Below are 17,961 nucleotides of genomic sequence, written 5' to 3' on the forward strand. Positions count from 1 at the left end.
AAAACTATACTTAAATTTAGTTTTATAGTTACATTTTTAAAAATTTAGCTTTAAAAGTATATAATCAGCCAAAATTTCACAAAAAGTAGAGTAATGTCTGGAAAGTTTAAACTTCGTTTTTTATCAGCTTTTAGAGATTTTTTTATCTATCATCACAAATCTTTAGAATTTCGTGCCAAAATTTTTGCCGCTATGATCTCTGCTAAATTTGACCCAGACGAAGATGATTTTTTTGTTTTAAATGACATTACAAATGAAATTTATGAAAATGACCAAACCAGAAAAGACTTTTTGATCCAAACTGTTAAAGAGTATGTAGCAAGAGTTAAAAGAAACGATAGAATCACACTTGATGCACTACTTTTAAGCATTGATAAAGACCTAAAAGATCACAAAAGATACGCCAAAAAGATAGATTTTTCTCACCTTCGTCGCTTGATGAGTGGCTGTGAGGAAGAGATTTTAGTTCAGCAAAGAGTTTATGAGTTTTTAATAAACGAAGTCAAACTCTATTCTTAAAATTATCATTCATTTTAAATTTTTAATCATCAACTAGCATAAAAATTATTTCTTCATCTGAATAGCAGTTTGGATCATCTCATCACTTGTTGTGATACTTTTTGCACTAGCCTCATAAGCCTTTTGCGTGACTATAACCTCACTTAGCGCTTGACCAAGATCGACATTACTCATTTCAAGTTTATTTGCAAGGATTTGTGAGCCATAAATAGTCTCACCAGCTTTATTTTTATAAAAAAATGCCTCACCTGAATTTGGAGTTGCTTCATAGAGATTGTCACCCACTTTTGATACTCCTTGTTCATTTTGGAAGTGAAATAGAGCTATTTTTGCAACTATAAATGAGCGAGAATTGTCAAAATTTGCCATGATATTTCCACGGTCATCGACGCTATATTTTGAGAGATTTCCTTCAGCGTAGCCATCTGCTTTTATGACAAAGTCTTTTTTTGAATTGGCCGAGCTTGTTATGCCATTATAGACATTTGCATCTCCATTGCCAAGAAAATTTAAAGCTACGTTTCCAACGCTTGTTAATGTATTTGTAATAAGCCTGCCGCTACCATCAAAAGTAAGTGTTCCCATAGCTGTATTTTGTACAACACCATTAGCATCAGTTATCGTAGCTGTGGCATTCCAGGTAGTTTGATCGCCACCTTGAGGGATTTGCTTTGTAAAATTTATAGTTACTAAGCTCTTTGTACCATCACTGTTATATATCTCTGAGCTTAGTTTTTCTTTATTAGCTACTTCAACTAGTGATGTAACTTCTGCTTTTACATCTAAGCTAGCAAAATTCATAAATTTTAGGCTTTTATTGTTTATATGCCAGCTGCCATCGCTCTCTAGTGTGGTTGAAAACTCACTAAATTTACCATCACCATCTTTTACTTTTACTACTACGCTATCACCTGCTTTTGCACCAAATCTTGTCTGACTTAGCGGAATTTGTCCATTTAGTGAGATAGTTTTGTTTGTATTATCGAGTGTATAATTAAAATTTGCCGCATCAATGGCTGTTGTTCGCTTATCTGTTATAAGGCTTGAGTCTAGGTTGCCTTTTAAATTTATATTTTTTGTTTGCTTGGCTGGCATATATAAAAAATGAGGTAAATTTATACCTTTTTGTGAGCCAGTATCGCCTAGTTTTAGATCTTCTTCTTTTGCAGTAAATGCTTGAGTGGTACCTTTTGTTTGACCATATTTTCTAAGAGCATTAGCACTTGGAGTGACTGGAGTAAAACTTGTTAACGTACCAAGAAGCAAGTTGCCTTTATTATCTACTAAATTTCCAGCCCCATCTATATCGAAGCTACCTGTTCTTGTGTAGTAGTTTTTACCATTTTTATCAACGACACCAAAAAAGCCTTTACCACCTATGGCTAGGTCGAAGTTATTATCAGTATTTTGAAAACTACCATTTGTCATCTTTAAAGCTGTCGTTTGTTTTGTAGCTCCAAGACCTACTTGATTGTTAGTTGGACCACTTCCAGTTGAAGCCATATGTTGATTGATTAAATTTTTAAACTCAGGGATTGAAGCTTTAAAACCTACGTTGTTGATATTTGAGATATTATTTGCCCAAACATCCATGCCAAAGCTTTGTGTTTTAATGCCACTAATTCCGTTGTAAAAACCTCTCATCATGGCTTTTATCCTTCGTAAAATTCAGATATTTTATCCATTGGCACATATTCGCCTGCGATTTTTATCATGGCTTTGCCATCTACAAATTTTACTGCCTCGACCGGATAGCTACCCACCTGAGTCTTGTATGAATTACCATCTTTTCCAGTGTAATTAACAGAGACTGTATATGCACCGTTTGGTAATTGTTTTCCAGAATCATCTTTGCCATCCCAAGATATTCTGCGAACTCCTGATTTTAGATCTTTTATATCGATTGAACGAACGACCTCTCCATTTGCATTTTTAATTTCAAGCTTGCCATTTGCAAGATCTGATTTAAAATAAAGTGCAAAATTTACAGTTTTTTGCTCATCTGTTAGTAAAACTGAGTTTGAACCAGTTGAGACCATTTTTCCAAGAGCTGATATGGCGTAGGCATTTGCATTTGATTTTAACTGATTTACAAGCTCTTTCATAGCTGAGTTTGTATTTTGTTGCATCTCTAGTGAAGCTAGCTGACTAGTTTGCGTAAGCATCTTTTCAGTATCCATAGGACTTGTTGGGTCTTGATACTGAAGCTCTGTTAAAAGTAGCTTCATAAATGCATCTTTATCTAGCTGCGCATTTGGGTTAGTTCCTGTGCCAGCTGCCGCATCTTGCTTTGCTTTTGCCTTTTTCTCGGCGTTTTTTTGTTGAGTTGTTTGTGTAGTTATATCTGAAACTGAAGCCATGATCTCTCCTAAATATATCTTGGTATTACTAGCTCAAGCAAGCTTTGTTCCGCTTGAGTGTTTTCGCTCTCATCGCTTTGATTTGAGCTGTATTTGTTTTTTGCTTGTTCTTTTTTATCTTGTCTTTGATTCTGATCTGAGAAATTCATCTCAAGCTCGGTAAATCCCATATTCACAAGACTATTTTTAAACTCGGCTTGATTTTGCAAAAAGAGATTCATCGTAGCCGTGGTTGAGTTAAAATTTACATGTAAGTTGTTGCCGCGATTTACCATCGTGATCTCAACTTCTCCTAAATTTAGAGGATTAAGCGTTATGTTAAAACGAGTGATCGGAGCTTTGTAGTTTTGCACCTGCTCTTTTAGCGTAGAAGAGAAGTTACTAAGCGTCTCTTTTATCTCAGCCTTTGTTTGAAGCTGGTGTTTAGCGCTATTTGCGATATCTTTTACCATTTGGTTTAGCTCTGATTTATTATCGCTACTAAATGTCTCTTTGCTCTCTAAATTCTCATTTTTTTGCTGTTCTCTCTCAGGGAATAGTAGCGACTCAAGAGTTGGAGCTTTTTGCGCCTTTTGCTCGTGTAAATTTACCTTTACTTTTGGCTCTTTTGGTTGCTCCTCTGGCTCAACATCCACTATCTCATCATCAAGCTTTACTTCACTATCTAGCTTTTTAGGCTCTTCTTTTACTAAATTTTTAGTTTCATTAGTTGGATTTGCCACTACCTCTTTTAACAAAGTATCAAGCTTTACGACCTCTTTTGGCTCGTTTTTTATGATGGTTTGCTCGACCTCATTTTTTAGCTCTTTTAGGTAAAAAGGCTTCTCTTCGGTCTTTATCGGTGTGAAAAATTCTTTCTTGCCTAAATTTTTAAACATCTCGTTTAGTTTTGGCACGTCTTCATTTGAAATTTCTATATTTTCAAGGCCAAGGTCAAATTTCTTAGCAAGGTCGATAAGATCACTAACGCTTTTAACATTGCTAAGCTCTTCAACGTTTTCAGGTACACTTAAGAAATTTGCTATTTTGTCGCTGAAATTTGGAAATTTACTTACTTTTTCATTGCCATTTAGAATTTCTAAAACTTGCAAAAGTTGCATAAAATTTGCATTTTCATAGAGCTCATTTTTTGTATTTTCGTCCAAATTTTCTTCAAGTGCAGTTGAAATTTTTGCCGCGCTTTCGCTTTGAGATTTTTGCAGCGTCTCTTTTTGAGTTGTAACCGCTTTTACTATCTCTTTGACATCTTTTTCAGTGATTTTTTGGCCGCTATTTGCCTTGCTCGCAGCTGCATCTAAAACCATCGACAAAAATTCGCCGTTGTTTTGAGATTTTTTAGAAACAGAGGGCTTTTTACCTCCAGCAGGAGCCAGCAAATCTACGTTATTTTTCGCTGTATAAGCTTGCATTTAAACCTTTCAAATTTTTAAACTTAATGCCAAACATGCAAAATCTATTCCAAAAATTAATTTCTTGATATCAGCTTAAAATTTATAAAAATTTAGCTATAATCTGCCCCTATTTTAAAACTGACAAAAGAAAAATAGCAAACTAATAAACGGAGAAAAATTTGGAAAAGATACGAAATATAGCCGTTATCGCACACGTCGACCACGGTAAAACAACAATGGTTGATGAGCTTTTGAAACAGTCAGGAACATTTAATGAGCATCAAAACCTTGGCGAGCGTGTAATGGATAGCAACGACATCGAAAGAGAGCGTGGCATCACTATTCTTTCTAAAAATACTGCTATTCGCTACAAAGATACAAAGATCAACATCATTGACACCCCAGGCCACGCCGACTTTGGTGGCGAGGTAGAGCGCGTTCTTAAGATGGTTGATGGCGTTTTGCTACTTGTTGATGCGCAAGAAGGTGTTATGCCACAAACTAAATTTGTCGTCAAAAAGGCGCTCTCACTAGGACTTCGCCCAATCGTCGTTGTAAATAAGATAGATAAACCTGCAGGCGATCCAGACCGCGTTATAAATGAAATTTTTGACCTTTTTGTAGCACTTGATGCAAATGACGAACAGCTAGAATTTCCAGTTGTGTATGCAGCTGCGAAAAATGGCTATGCAAAGCTAAAACTAAGTGATGAAAATGTAAATATGCAGCCACTTTTTGAGACTATCTTGGCTCATGTGCCAGCTCCAAGCGGTAGCGATGAAAACCCGCTTCAGCTTCAAGTTTTCACGCTTGATTATGACAACTATGTCGGCAAGATCGGTATTGCAAGAATTTTTAACGGCAAGATATCTAAAAACCAAAATGTCATGCTTGCAAAGGCTGATGGCACAAAGACAACTGGTAGAATTTCAAAGTTAATTGGCTTTATGGGTCTTGAAAGAACCGATATTAATGAGGCTGGCACTGGTGACATCGTAGCGATCGCTGGCTTTGATGCGCTTGACGTTGGCGATAGCGTCGTTGATCCAAATAATCCTCATCCACTAGATCCTCTTCACATCGAAGAGCCAACACTTAGCGTTGTATTTTCTGTAAATGACGGCCCATTAGCAGGCACTGAGGGCAAACACGTCACATCAAATAAGATTGATGAGCGCCTTGCAAATGAGATGAAGACAAATATCGCGATGAAGTATGAAAATATCGGTGAGGGTAAATTTAAAGTAAGTGGCCGTGGCGAGCTTCAGATTACCATTTTGGCTGAAAATATGCGCCGCGAGGGCTATGAGTTTTTACTTGGCAGACCTGAGGTCATCGTAAAAGAGATAAACGGCGTAAAATGCGAGCCATACGAGCTTTTGGTTATCGATGCACCTGATGATACGACAGGCACAGTCATCGAAAAACTAGGCAAAAGAAAGGCTGAAATGGTCTCTATGAATCCAACAGGCGATGGCCAAACAAGGATCGAGTTTGAGATCCCAGCGCGTGGGCTTATCGGCTTTAGAAGTCAGTTTTTGACTGATACAAAAGGCGAGGGCGTTATGAACCACAGCTTTTTGGAGTTTAGACCACTAAGCGGCACAGTCGAGCATAGAACAAATGGTGCTCTAGTTTCGATGGAAAACGGCGTAACGCTTGCTTATTCGCTATTTAACTTACAAGATCGTGGTGTGCTTTTCCTTGATCCGCAAGCAAAAGTCTATGTGGGTATGATCATTGGCGAGCATAGCCGTCCAAACGACCTTGATGTAAATCCTATCAAGGGTAAAAACCTAACAAACGTGCGTGCTAGTGGTAGCGACGATGCGATCAAACTTGTGCCACCTAGAAAGCTAAGCCTTGAGCGTGCGTTAGAGTGGATAGAAGATGACGAGCTAGTCGAAGTTACGCCTATAAATATCCGCGTTCGCAAGCGCTATTTAGATCCAACAGAACGCAAAAGAAAAGCAAAACTCTAATCAAATTTTATCATTTTAGCCCCTTTGTAAAGGGGCTAATAATTAAACTCTAAAAACAGCAAAAAATTTACATAAATTTCTCATACTTTTTTTGCATTATTTATTTAAGTTGGCTTTGTTCAAGACGAAATAGAGCCATTCTCTCTCATCTAAAATTTATCAACCTTAAAACTATTTATGCTTTAAAATGCCATACTTACTTTTTTATTTTTACTTTTAATATAATCAATATGAAAATGCCTAGTTTATGCTAAAATCGGCGAAAATTTAAAGGAAACCGATGAAAAAACTAAAATTTATCTTCGCTCTCGCCGCAGCGTTTATTTTTGGCGGCTGCTACGAGACGACGCTACTTACGCGCATACCGATCTCCGCGCTTATTTCGGATAAAAGCTTGGACGTGAAATCCACGATTGTGCTAAAGGATATAACGCCGCAGACGCACGAAACTAAGACGGTAACTGACAACGTTCGCATTTTCGTCCCGGACGCTAAATTTAAGGATTTCCCGACTGGAGAAACCGCCTATGAGATGAGCGTTAGCGTCGGCAAGGGCGAAAAGGGCGGCAAAAACTCGGATAAGCGCGCCGTGCGGATATATTTAAGCCAAGACTGCTACGTCTACGGCAAGCTTAGTAAAAATATGCTCGAGCAGTACGCGGGCGCGGCGAAGCAGAAAATGGAGCCGACGCTAAAAGCGGCGATCAAATTTGAAAACGACACGAAGGACGTCTATGAGCTGATTGCGGGCAACGACTTTAAGGCTAGCGACGAGGCGCAGACGGGCGGCGTTTATACCTTGGCGCCGGGGCAGGTCACGGGTGCGATCTGGGCGGATAGTGCGGCGGTACGTGACGCGGTCGCGGGCAAGGCGGTCAAAATCGGCACTCTAAAAAAGTCGGCGAAATGAAAAGCGTAAAAATCGGCTTCATCGGCGGCGGAAATATGGGCGGCGCGATGATAGAGGCGCTTTGGCGAGCGCAACCTGACGGGGCAAGCTTTGCCGAAGACGATCAAAAATTTGACGGCGGTAGCGAGGCATACGGGGCGGAAAATTTAGCGCAAACGGATGAAAAAGCAAGCCTGCATGAATGCGAAAAAGAGGCAAAATTTGAAATCCTAGCCTGCGCCAGAAGCAAAAACGAAGCCTTACGGCAGAGATTTGGCGTAAAAATAGCCGCGAACGAAACGGATCTAGCGCGCGAAGCGGACACGGTCGTGCTGGCTACTAAGCCCGCTAGCTACGAGGCTATCTTGCGCCTGATCGCGCCCGAGCTTGCGGGCAAAATTTTGCTTCTTTTGGCGCCGGGTTTCGACATAAAACGCGCTAGACAAATCGCTGGCGAGGGCGTTTATATCGCTCGTGCGATGCCGAACGCCGCAGCCAGCATCGGCGCGTCGGCCACGGCTCTTTGCTTTGACGCGGGATTTAGCGAGGCTAAGAAAGAGAGCGTACGCGAGATAATCGCTAAAATCGGTAAAATTTACGAGATAGACGAGGCTGGGTTTGCCGCATTTACGGGCATCGCAGGAAGCCTACCGGCGTATGCGTGCGCCTTTATCGAGGCTGCGGCGGATGCGGGCGTGCGGGGCGGACTACCTAGGCAGCTTTGCTACGACGCCGTTGCGGCAGCCGTAGAAGGGACGGTGCGCCTAATCCAAAGCGGCAAGCACCCGGCCACGCTAAAAGACGAGGTCTGCTCGCCGGCGGGAACCACGATAGAGGGACTTGCCGCGCTTGAAAACGGCGGATTTCGCGGCGCCTTGATGGATGCCGTCGCCGCTTGCATCGCCAAAGCGAGGGGTTAGGTAAATTTAAAGGATAAAAATGAAAATCTTATTATTTGCGCTACTTGTGGCGATAAATTTATTTGCTAGCGAGCCCGGCCTTTCGCCATTGCTAGCCGCAGATACGCTAGAAAAGCTCAAAAAATGCAAAAATCCAGACCTAAACGCCACCAAAGAGTGCGTACAAGCGGGCATGGTAGCGGCAAATTTAAAGCAAGACTACGGCGCGGCGGAGGGGCTATTTAGCCTAGCCTGCGCCAAAGGAGACGGCGAGGGCTGCTTTTATCTGGGCGAACTTTATAAAAATAACCTAGTAAAAGCCGCAGATAAGATCGAGCGCGAGACTAAGATTAGCGCGTATTACAAGGCTAGCTGCGTCCTTTACGAGTATTTGCCCGGTTGCTTGGCGCTAGCCAATTTCATACAAGAAGAGCTGGGCGACGAGGTGCAGTCGTTTGCGATAAACAATACCCTATGCAACAAAAAATACGCTCCAGGATGCTACAACGTGGGTTGGATGATAGAGCGAATGGGAGGCGATATTGGCGAGATGATGGAGTATTACGAGCGCTCGTGTAAGCTAGGCTACGTAGGCGGCTGCGCGAGAGCGGCGTGGCTGTATGAGGGAAATTTCAACGAAAACAGATACGAGCAAGTAAAAAAAAGACGCGAAAAAGGCAAAGCAAATGCGAAAAAAGGCGTGCGAGCTAGGCGATAAGCAAAGCTGTTAAATTGACAATAAGGCGTTTTGACAAAAATTTTAAAATGATAAAACTCTAGAAAGTCTTAGCATAGCCAGCAATGTAGAGTAGTAACTTTTAGTATATTTATAAATACTGTAAGAGGTTTACTAATTTATGTTTTTAAGTTTATAAAAACTTTGCCATACTTTTTATAGTAGCTAGTGAAGTAAAGTTAAATTTTTACTTCACTAGATCCATAATTAAAATTTTTACAGAGCTTGTGTTTGCTTGTATTTTTAGCCATCAAAACAATCGATAAAACCCATTGATAAATTTTCTGCTAAATCTTATTTTTAACAAAAGTAAATATTAACTTTCTTAAATAAAGCTAAATATTACAATGTAATTTTAAGCCATTAGGTTATAAGATTTTTTTAAATTTTATTTTTAAGGATTGCAACATGAAAATGCTATTTTTAGCCCCTGCCTTAGCATGTAGTCTTGCTTTTAGTGCCGATGTCATCGCAAAAGATGCCAATATAACGCTAGATGGCAAGATGATCGGAAAGATCGAGGTTTTAACACCAGTTGAAGTCGTCGAAAAAGGCGATAAAACGAGCAAGATCAAGGTTAGTGGCGTAGTTTCGGCAAATTACTTAGCCCAACTTCAAAGAAGTATAGAAGATCCAGAAATCTTTGTAGCTTTTAATGACGAGAGTGAGGCAAATTTCAAAAAAGTAAAAGATCTTGAAGATGACTACGGCGAGGTTTGGTACCAAGCAGAGGGTGTTTACGAAGTGCCAAATGATGCACTTGGTGGCGATGCAAAAAAGCTTTACGTAAAAGCACAACAAATTTACGAAGAGACTTGTTCCGCATGTCATAGGCTTCATGAGCCAAATAGCTTTACAGCGGCTCAGTGGCCAGCAAATTTAGCTGGAATGGTCGATGCGAAATTTGTAGCACTAGATGAAACTGACCTAAATTTAGTGCTCAAATACTTACAACACAATGCCAAAAAAGTAAAATAAATTTTCATAAGGGAGAAAATATGAAAAGACGAGATTTCATAAAATTTTCTGCACTTGCAGCCACTGCGGCACAAGCAAGTAGGATTGAAGGTGTGACAAAAACCATTTTTGACCAAAAGAAAACTTTTGGAGCAAATAGATTTGGTCTATTTTGGGCAAATACTAACTCAAATCAAATCGTCTCTGTTGATCCATTTGAGGGCGATAAATTCCCAAATACCATGAACAACAGCTTGCCAGACCTCATCCAAAACGAAAGCCGCGTGCTCTATCCATACGTGAGAAAGAGCTACCTAAAGGCAAAAGGCGCAGCTAAGAGCGAGCTTCGTGGCAAAGAGGAATTTGTGCGCGTTAACTGGGAGACTGCACTTGATCTAGCAGCAAAAGCCTTAAAAGAAAATTTTGATAAGTATGGCCCTGAGAGCATCTACGGCGAGTGCTACTGGTGGGGCGGTAGCGGCAAGATCAGCTGGGGTAGGACTGTTGGTCACAGGATGCTAAAAGTGCTTGGCGGATATGTAGAAGAGAGCGGCGACTACTCAACGGGTGCTGGCCTTGTTATCATGCTTCACGTCCTAGGCAACAGCGCCGTTTATGATGCTCCGACAAAGTGGGAGGCTATCGCTAAAAACGCTAAAAATGTTGTATTTTGGGGCACTGACCCACTTGTAACTGATCAAATTTCATGGCAACCACCAACACATGATGGCTATCTTGGCATCAAAAAGATAAAAGAGGCAGGCATAAAAACTTATAGCGTTTGCGTCTTTAAAAACGACACCACAAGATACCTTGACTCTGAAGCTATCATCGTTCGTCCAAATACCGACGTAGCAATGATGCTTGGCATGTGCCACTATCTATATGAAAACAAGCTTTATGACGAAGAATTTATCAAAAAATACACAGTTGGCTTTAATAAATTTAAAGACTACCTGCTTGGCACAACCGACAAGGTAGTCAAAGATATCAACTGGGCTAGCAAAATTTGTGGTGTAAAAGCTGAGGATATCGCAAAATTTGCAACAGCACTTGCAAAAGAGCCAAGCGTCATCATCGCAGGCAGATCACTTCAAAGACAAGATCACGGCGAGATGAGCTTTTGGGGTATCGTAACACTTAGCGCGATGCTAGGTCAGATAGGCAAAGAGGGACTTGGCTTCGAGTTTAACCTCTACCACTCAAATGGCGCTACAGACAAGATCGCTCCGTCACTAAAAGGCATCAGCACTAGCATAAGCGAGAAATACGACAACGTAGATGGCGCTCCTTGGAAGAAATTTAAAAACGTCACCATCCCATCTTCAAGATCGATCGAGGCTTTGCAAAACCCTGGCAAAGAGATAGACTATGACGGCTCAAAGATCAAGCTACCACACATGAGAGTGGCTTACATGGCGTCTGGATCGATGTTTACAAGGCATCAAGACGTAAATAACGCCGTAAAAGCGTGGCGTAAATTTGATACTGTTATCACAGCTGAGCCATTTTGGACAAGCACAGCTAAATTAAGCGACATTGTCTTACCAGTGGCACTTGAGGTAGAGAGAAATGACATCAACCAAAGTGTCCCATCAAGCGAATACATCGTGGCATACAAACCAGTAGTTGAGCCAATGGGAGAAAGTAGAAGCGACTACTGGATATGCTCACAAATTTGCAAACGCTGGGGCAGAGAAGAGGTCTTTACTGAGGGTAAAGATGAGCTTGGCTGGGCAAAAGAATTTTACGCAGATGCGGTGGAACAAGCCAAAGCACTAGATCTTAAAATGCCAAACTTTGATGAGTTTTGGAAAGAGGGCTATGTCAAATTTGACAAAGACAATGAAGAGACAAAATACTACACAAGACTTAGTGCATTTAGAGAAAACCCACACAAAAATCGCCTTGGCACGCCATCAGGCAAGATAGAGATATACTCTCCAACTATTGCTAAATTTGGCTACAAAGACTTTGCTCCACACTTTGCTTGGATCGAGCCGTTTGAGTGGCTTGGTAGTGAAAAAGCTAAGAAATATCCATTTAGCATCACAACCCCACACTCAAGATATCGCCTCCACTCTCAGCTAAATAACTCAATAATCAGAAACTACGCTGAAGTGAGCGCAAGAGAGCCGATGTTAATAAATACAAACGACGCTAAGAAAAAAGGCATCGCAACTGGTGATGTAGTGAGAGTCTTTAACGACAGGGGTGAAATTTTAGTAGGAGCGCTTGTTACTGACATCATCCCAGAGCGTGTCATCGCTATTTGCGAAGGTGCATGGTATGATCCTGAAGTACTTGGCGAAAGAAGCCTTTGTAAGCACGGCTGCATCAATGTCCTAACACGCGACAAAGGTACGTCTAGTATCGCTCAAAGCAACTGCGGACATACGATACTAGCTGATCTTGAAAAATATAAAGGCGAGATCAAACCAATAACTGCGTTTTCTAAACCAAAAATTTTACAATCTTTGTAGAATTTATATAAATTTAGCCCTCGCTTGGGGGCTAAATTATTTTTAGGTCATTTATATCTTCAAATTTGATCCTAGTTTTTACAACCATAAGAGTTTTGTTTTTGAAATTTACGTCAGAGATTAGCCCTCTAGCACTTGTATAGGTGTAGCCGTCATGATAGCTCACATATACTTCATCAGCCAGCCTTAGCTCGCTTATCTTTTTTAAAATTTCATCGACTTTGTTCTCATCAAGCTCTAGTTTTTCGCATTTTTCTCGCTCTTTTTGTCGCAAGGCTCGCTCTAAGGTTGATAGGGGATTAAACGAGCTAAAAATTTTTGCTCTATCTTTACTCGCCACTTTTGTGCCCTCCGATCTTTTTATTTCGGTCTTGCCCAGTGGCTTCTGGCAGTAGATCGATCGCTCTTAAAACCGAGTTTTTACCAAATTTTTCTTTTATGAGATTTAGGGATTTTAAAACCGCCTTTTCTTTAGTGTCATCCTCAAAAAGACTAGAGTGAGCTAGACTCTCTTTTACTACATCGTTTGCACTAATGCTAATTTGCCTAATGAGCCCAACATTTTTTATCTTATTTAAGAGCAACTCTTCGGCTGAACTCATCAGCATGCTTGAAACATTTGTTGGTGTCTTAAACCGAACGCTTGCACGTTGTAGTGGCTCAAGCTTGTCGGCAAATTTTATATTTATCGTTATTCCACTTGCCATTACTTCTTTGTTGATCATCCTAAGCGCTAGCCTATCAGCCATCTCTTTTAGTACGACTACTGCCTCGCAACGCTCGTAGTCTCTTGGTAAAATTTCAGAGCTAAAGTAGGATTTTGTACTTGGTTTATATGCTTTTATGTCAGCTATTGTCGTTGACTCTATGCCATTTGCGTGATCTATCGTTATATATGCATCAACTCCAAAAAATTTCTCAAGTAAGCTTCGCGGAGCATTTGCTATATCTTTCATACAAAAAATTCCATGTTTTTCCAGCTTTAGCCTAGTTTGCTTACCGATACGCCAAAAGTCATCTAGCGGTTGATGCGTCCAAAGGCGTTCTTTATAAAGCTGCTCGTCTAAAAATGCAATCCCATCATCGCTGTGTTTAGCCAGGATATCAAGGGCGATTTTTGCAAGGTATAAATTTGTGCCCATGCCACAGGTAGCCGTCACACCAGTAGTTTTTAAAATTTCATCCATTATCTTTTTGGCTATGGATTTTGCATCGGTATTATAAAATTTAACATAAGAAGTAAGATCGATAAAGGCCTCATCGATAGAATAGACATAGATATCATCTTTTGAGACATACTTTAGGTATATCTCATAAATTTTAGCCGCATAGTCGATGTAAAACTGCATTCTAGGCGGTGCGATGATAAAATTTATAGCCTTTGGTATTTCAAAAAGCCTGCATCTATTTTTCACACCTTTAGCTCTAAGGGCTGGACTAACGGCTAGGCAAACACTTCCGTTGCCACGGCTATCGTCAGCTACGACTAGATCGGTTTTAAACGGATCAAGACCTCGCTCCACGCACTCAACTGAGGCGTAAAATGACTTTAGATCAATGACGGCATAAAATTTTTGTGCTTCGTTTTTCATGGAGTGATTATAGATGAAAATTAGTAAAAGTTCGTTTTTGAAAAATCGATCTTAAGGCTAAAATTTCTAATAAAAATTTTTTAGAAACAAAATAAGTAAAATGGATAAATTTTACTAGTGGAATCAGAGCAAATGCAACGCACAACGAAGTTAATATAATTGGTTCTAATATCGAAAAAAGTAGACAATCAGGTGTTTATATTGGTTTAACAGATAGAGGTGATGTAAATTCTAGCAAAGTAAAAATAAAAATGGCGAGTCTATGCTTGGGGCCTTTGCTATGCCAACATTTGATAACAGCGATGAAGATGCCAAAATAGATGGTAGAGTTAGAAACTATGGATTTGGTATTTTTTCAAGGCTAAAATTACCACGTGATTTTTATATAGATATCATGGCAAAAGCTGGTAGGAGTCAAACCAAGGTTGATGCAAAAGATGTAGATTATAAAACTTCAATGCCATATTACAATGCTAGCTTTGGCGTCGGCAAAAAGATAAAATTTGGTAGTTTTATGCTTGATGGTGGGCTAAACTACGCACTCTCTTATGTCGGTAGCGATGAGGCAGATATCGGACAAAGCACATTAAAATTTAGCAGCGTTACATCAAGTAGAGCTAAAATTTACTCAAAAATAGCCTATGATGCTGGTAAATTTAATCCTTATGGAAAAATTAGTGCTGAGTATAAATTTAACACCAAGTCAAAAATAGCGGTGATCCAAGAAGACGAGGAGATCAGCCTAACCCAAAAAGGCACAAGCCCAGAGGTTGAGGTCGGTCTAAGATATACGCCAACTTATGCAACACTCATAAATTTTGGCATAGCACAATCTTTTGGTAAAAAAGATCAAAGTAGCGCAAAACTTCAGTTTGCTTATAGATTCTAAAAATTTAGTGGCTTTTTTGGGCCACTAAATTTACTTATTTTTATAGATTTAACCGTAAATTTTCTTTAAATTTTCAAGCTTTGTGCTTGTATTTAGTAAGAGCATATCCGCAAGAACTAGCCTTATCATCGCGGTTGCAACGACGCTTCCTCGTATGCCTATGCATGGATCATGCCTACCTCGTAGTTCAAAATCAACCGCCTCGCCAGCTAAATTTAGCGTCTTTTGCTCTTTAAATATCGAAGGTGTAGGCTTAAAATGGCTCTTTAGTACGATCTCGGCGCCACTGCTTATGCCGCCAAGTATGCCACCAGCATTGTTGCTCAAAAAGCCAAGCTCGTCCATCTCGTCGTTGTTTGCTGAGCCCATCATAGAGCTTACATTTACGCCAGCACCTATCTCAACGGCCTTTACGCCGTTTATGCCCATCAAAGCAGCTGCTAACGCGCTATCTAGCTTATCATAAAGGGGCTCACCAAGACCAGCTGGCACTCCTCTAGCCACGCTTAAAACCACAGCTCCCACGCTATCGTGCTCGCTTCTAGCTTTATTTACCACTTCTTTCATCGCTTCTTCATTGCCAAGAGCATAAATTTGAGAATTTTTAGCAAAATTAAAGTCTATTTTATCGCTAAAAACTTTGCCTATACCAAGCACTCCACTTAAAATTTCTATATTAAACTCATTTAAAAGCAGCTGCGCAAAAGCCCCACCAGCTACTCTAACGGCCGTTTCTCTTGCGCTTGAGCGTCCGCCGCCTCTGTGATCTCTAAAACCATATTTTTTGAAATATGTAAAATCTGCATGGCCTGGACGGAAAATTTCACGTAAATTTTCATAGTCGTTTGATTTTTGGTTGTTGTTAAAAATGGCAAAACCTATCGGTGCTCCAGTACTCATGCCATCAAAGACGCCGCTAAAAATTTCTATCTTATCGGCTTCATCTCTTGCGGTTGTGAAATTGCTTTGTCCAGGGCGACGCTTGTCAAGCTCACTTTGGATGAAATCTGTATCGATCTTTAGCCCAGCTGGAAGTCCATCTATCACACCACCGATCGCCACTCCGTGGCTCTCACCAAAGGTTGTTAAAGTTAGTTTTTTGCCAAAAGTATTCAAAATTTTTCCTATTTTTTGATTTTTTCTAGTGCGATTTTTGCTGCAAGCTGTTGGGCTTGCTTTTTAGAGCTGCCAACGGCGCGTGAAATTTCTTTGCCATTTAGTAGCAAGGCTATCTCAAATTCTTTCTTGTGATCAGGACCTGACGTGCCGATGAGTTCGTATGTTGGTATGACACCAAGACTAGCCTGAGTGACCTCTTGAAGAGCGGTTTTGTAGTCCTTTTCTAGGTGTGCAAAGTCGATCTGTGGATAGCAAAGTTCAAGCAGAGCGATCGAAATTTCTCTCACCTTATCAAGTCCAGCCTCAAGGTAGATAGCGCCCATCACTGCCTCAAATGCGTCGCTTAAAATGCTATCTTTCTCGCGTCCGCCATTATTCTCTTCAGCCGTGCTTAGCCTTAAAAATTTACCCATTTTTAGATGCCTTGCCATATTTGCAAAGCTTTTTTCATTTACAAGTGCGGCTCTTAGCTTACTCATATCGCCCTCTGCGATCTTGCTAAATTTTTTAAAAAGATATTCAGCCACGAGTAGATCCATCACCGCATCGCCCAAAAACTCGAGCCTTTCGTTATTTAACGCCTGTTTGGTGCTCTTGTGTGTTAGCGCCTCTTCTAAAAGTTCAGTTTTTTTAAATTTATATCTAAGATTCTCTTCAAATTCTTCTAAAATTTTCATCTTTCATTCTCATCTTTTATTTTTAATGCCTCATCTCTTGCCATCTGGTCGCATTCCTCGTTTTCAGGGTGTCCAGCGTGCCCCTTAACCCAGCTTGCCACGACTTTGTGAGGCTTTGAAATTTCTAAATACTCCTGCCAAAGCTCTACATTTTTTACGTTTTTAAAATTTCTCTTTTGCCAGTTAGAAAGCCATTCATTTATGCTATTTACCACGTATGAGCTATCGGTAAAGAGCCTTACTTCGCAAGGCTCTTTTAACGCTTTTAACCCCATTATCGCAGCTTTTAGCTCCATTTGGTTATTTGTCGTATATGCCTCGCCGCCGCTTGCTTTTTTCTGCGCTTCGTTAAATCTCAATATATACGCCCAGCCGCCAGCTCCAGGGTTTCCAAGACATGAGCCGTCGCTAAAAAGTGTTACTATCTTCACTTGGTTTTTCTGTGATGTGGGATAAAATTTTGACACTTCCTAGCTCGTGACAGACCGGACATCGGTAAAAGTGCATGGGAAATGAGTTTTTGCAGCTTTTGCAAACGTAGTTAAAGCTTAGCCCAGCCGCCTCAAATTTAGCGTCTTTTAGCCTTTTTATGGCATTTAGCTCAAAGCCGTAAATTTCACATGGCTCATCTATATCGCCCTTTGCGTAAAAGAGGGATTTGTATTTTGGATCGCTTAAATTTATAGGCGTTTTTAGATTGTAAAGCAGATCGATCACATCTTCAAAACGAGCAAAATCTTTTAAATTTTCTAAATTTTCATTGTGCCTTATGAAAAGTGCTAAGATCATACGTCTTAAAAGCTCAAAATTTTGGCTAAGACGGGAGAGAATTTCTACCTTTTCACTAAAGCTTAAATTTCTATCATCAAGCGTGCTGATCGCCTTTATATAGGCCTTTTGATCTTTTACATTTACACCAAGCTCTTCAAGAGAATTTAGCGCATAAAGAGCTTCTTTGTAGTTTTTAAGTTTTTCATCTATCATCGTTAAAAAGCGAAGTGCAAGCACATTTCTTGGGCTTAGTTCAAGCACTTTTTCAAAGACTTCGCTAGCTTTTTTTAAAAATCCGGCCTTAAAATAGACCTCTCCAAGCTCGTTTAGAATAAATTCTTTTTCATTTTTATCTCTAACTTTGCCAAGTGCGATGAGATAAACACTAATTGATTTTTCAAAATCACCATTTTTGGCAAAAGTTTGCCCTAGCATGCAAAGGCTTTGGGCGTCTATCTCTGGGCTTTGTAGCATTTGTTTATGCTCGCTACTTATGCCATCTTTGCTATCAAATTTTCTTATAAATTTTTCAATGCGTTTTTTCTCATCTTTGCTTGAAAAGATACCCCAAGCATAGCTTAATGCAGCTATCATCAAAATAATGCTAAATAAAATAATAAGGCTAAATATCGGATCTCTATGCCCAATGAAAAAAATATCCACGCTCATACTTTGTAATAAAATTTTACTTTAATTA

Annotated in this window: 15 protein-coding genes and 2 pseudogenes; 8 read left to right on the forward strand and 9 right to left on the reverse strand. The window is 40.1% G+C overall.

Annotated elements, in window-relative coordinates; genetic code table 11:
• Window positions 1-93 precede the first annotated feature (93 nt).
• On the forward strand, window positions 94-519 hold the full coding sequence (locus CVT13_RS06305; protein WP_072595304.1) for a hypothetical protein: 426 nt from the start codon (window positions 94-96) through the stop codon (window positions 517-519).
• A gap of 45 nt (window positions 520-564) precedes the next feature.
• On the opposite strand, the gene CVT13_RS06310 is transcribed toward CVT13_RS06305, so the two are convergent.
• The 3 genes and pseudogenes from CVT13_RS06310 to CVT13_RS10675 all read right to left on the reverse strand — a co-directional run.
• The gene (locus CVT13_RS06310; protein WP_107812026.1) at window positions 565-2,163 is read right to left on the reverse strand and encodes a flagellar hook protein FlgE; all 1,599 of its coding nucleotides are present in this window, start codon (window positions 2,161-2,163) and stop codon (window positions 565-567) included.
• 8 nt (window positions 2,164-2,171) lie between these two features.
• Window positions 2,172-2,879 carry a flagellar basal body rod modification protein gene (locus CVT13_RS06315; protein ID WP_021090228.1) on the reverse strand — a complete coding sequence of 236 codons (708 nt, stop codon included), beginning with the start codon at window positions 2,877-2,879 and terminating at the stop codon, window positions 2,172-2,174.
• Window positions 2,880-2,887: 8 nt separating this feature from the next.
• Window positions 2,888-3,274, reverse strand: a pseudogene (locus tag CVT13_RS10675) (flagellar hook-length control protein FliK); the annotation flags it as partial.
• A gap of 1,175 nt (window positions 3,275-4,449) precedes the next feature.
• On the opposite strand from CVT13_RS10675, the gene typA reads away from it, so the two are divergent.
• The 6 genes from typA to CVT13_RS06350 all read left to right on the forward strand — a co-directional run bounded on the left by typA (window position 4,450) and on the right by CVT13_RS06350 (window position 12,216).
• Entirely contained in the window at window positions 4,450-6,252 is a 1,803-nt protein-coding gene (typA, locus tag CVT13_RS06325; protein ID WP_084109967.1) for a translational GTPase TypA, read from the forward strand.
• Window positions 6,253-6,532: 280 nt separating this feature from the next.
• Entirely contained in the window at window positions 6,533-7,162 is a 630-nt protein-coding gene (locus CVT13_RS06330; protein WP_107811975.1) for a hypothetical protein, read from the forward strand.
• Window positions 7,159-8,061, forward strand: a complete 903-nt coding sequence (proC, locus tag CVT13_RS06335) for a pyrroline-5-carboxylate reductase (RefSeq protein ID WP_107811976.1) — start codon at window positions 7,159-7,161, stop codon at window positions 8,059-8,061. Before CVT13_RS06330 ends, proC begins: the two co-directional genes overlap by 4 nt.
• A gap of 19 nt (window positions 8,062-8,080) precedes the next feature.
• Window positions 8,081-8,758, forward strand: a complete 678-nt coding sequence (locus CVT13_RS06340) for a sel1 repeat family protein (protein ID WP_107811977.1) — start codon at window positions 8,081-8,083, stop codon at window positions 8,756-8,758.
• A gap of 426 nt (window positions 8,759-9,184) precedes the next feature.
• Window positions 9,185-9,754 carry a hypothetical protein gene (locus tag CVT13_RS06345; protein ID WP_107811978.1) on the forward strand — a complete coding sequence of 190 codons (570 nt, stop codon included), beginning with the start codon at window positions 9,185-9,187 and terminating at the stop codon, window positions 9,752-9,754.
• Between the two features lie 20 nt (window positions 9,755-9,774).
• Window positions 9,775-12,216 carry a molybdopterin-dependent oxidoreductase gene (locus CVT13_RS06350; protein WP_107811979.1) on the forward strand — a complete coding sequence of 814 codons (2,442 nt, stop codon included), beginning with the start codon at window positions 9,775-9,777 and terminating at the stop codon, window positions 12,214-12,216.
• Window positions 12,217-12,247: 31 nt separating this feature from the next.
• Here CVT13_RS06350 and CVT13_RS06355 read toward each other — a convergent pair whose 3' ends face one another.
• Entirely contained in the window at window positions 12,248-12,556 is a 309-nt protein-coding gene (locus CVT13_RS06355; RefSeq protein WP_234411985.1) for a YolD-like family protein, read from the reverse strand.
• Window positions 12,546-13,808 (reverse strand): DNA repair protein, encoded by a 1,263-nt coding sequence (locus CVT13_RS06360; RefSeq protein WP_107811980.1) that lies wholly within the window; start codon window positions 13,806-13,808, stop codon window positions 12,546-12,548. The genes CVT13_RS06355 and CVT13_RS06360 overlap by 11 nt, the downstream gene beginning before the upstream one ends.
• Window positions 13,809-14,064: 256 nt before the next feature.
• Here CVT13_RS06360 and CVT13_RS06365 point away from each other — a divergent pair.
• Window positions 14,065-14,697 (forward strand): annotated as a pseudogene (locus CVT13_RS06365) (autotransporter outer membrane beta-barrel domain-containing protein); the annotation flags it as partial.
• Between the two features lie 48 nt (window positions 14,698-14,745).
• On the opposite strand, the gene aroC reads toward CVT13_RS06365, so the two are convergent.
• From aroC to CVT13_RS06385, 4 genes are read right to left on the reverse strand one after another with little or no spacing between them, the layout of a single operon-like run.
• Entirely contained in the window at window positions 14,746-15,813 is a 1,068-nt protein-coding gene (gene aroC / locus CVT13_RS06370; protein ID WP_107811982.1) for a chorismate synthase, read from the reverse strand.
• An 8-nt stretch (window positions 15,814-15,821) separates the two neighbouring features.
• A complete protein-coding gene (gene rnc / locus CVT13_RS06375) occupies window positions 15,822-16,493 on the reverse strand; it encodes a ribonuclease III (protein WP_107811983.1) in 672 nt (223 codons plus the stop codon).
• Window positions 16,490-16,924 (reverse strand): ribonuclease HI, encoded by a 435-nt coding sequence (gene rnhA / locus CVT13_RS06380; RefSeq protein WP_021090299.1) that lies wholly within the window; start codon window positions 16,922-16,924, stop codon window positions 16,490-16,492. The genes rnc and rnhA overlap by 4 nt, the downstream gene beginning before the upstream one ends.
• Window positions 16,902-17,933, reverse strand: coding sequence for a tetratricopeptide repeat protein (locus CVT13_RS06385; protein WP_234411986.1), 1,032 nt, complete (start codon window positions 17,931-17,933; stop codon window positions 16,902-16,904). The genes rnhA and CVT13_RS06385 overlap by 23 nt, the downstream gene beginning before the upstream one ends.
• Window positions 17,934-17,961: the final 28 nt, after the last annotated feature.

The organism is Campylobacter concisus (assembly GCF_003049085.1).
GTDB classification, from domain to species: domain Bacteria; phylum Campylobacterota; class Campylobacteria; order Campylobacterales; family Campylobacteraceae; genus Campylobacter_A; species Campylobacter_A concisus_H.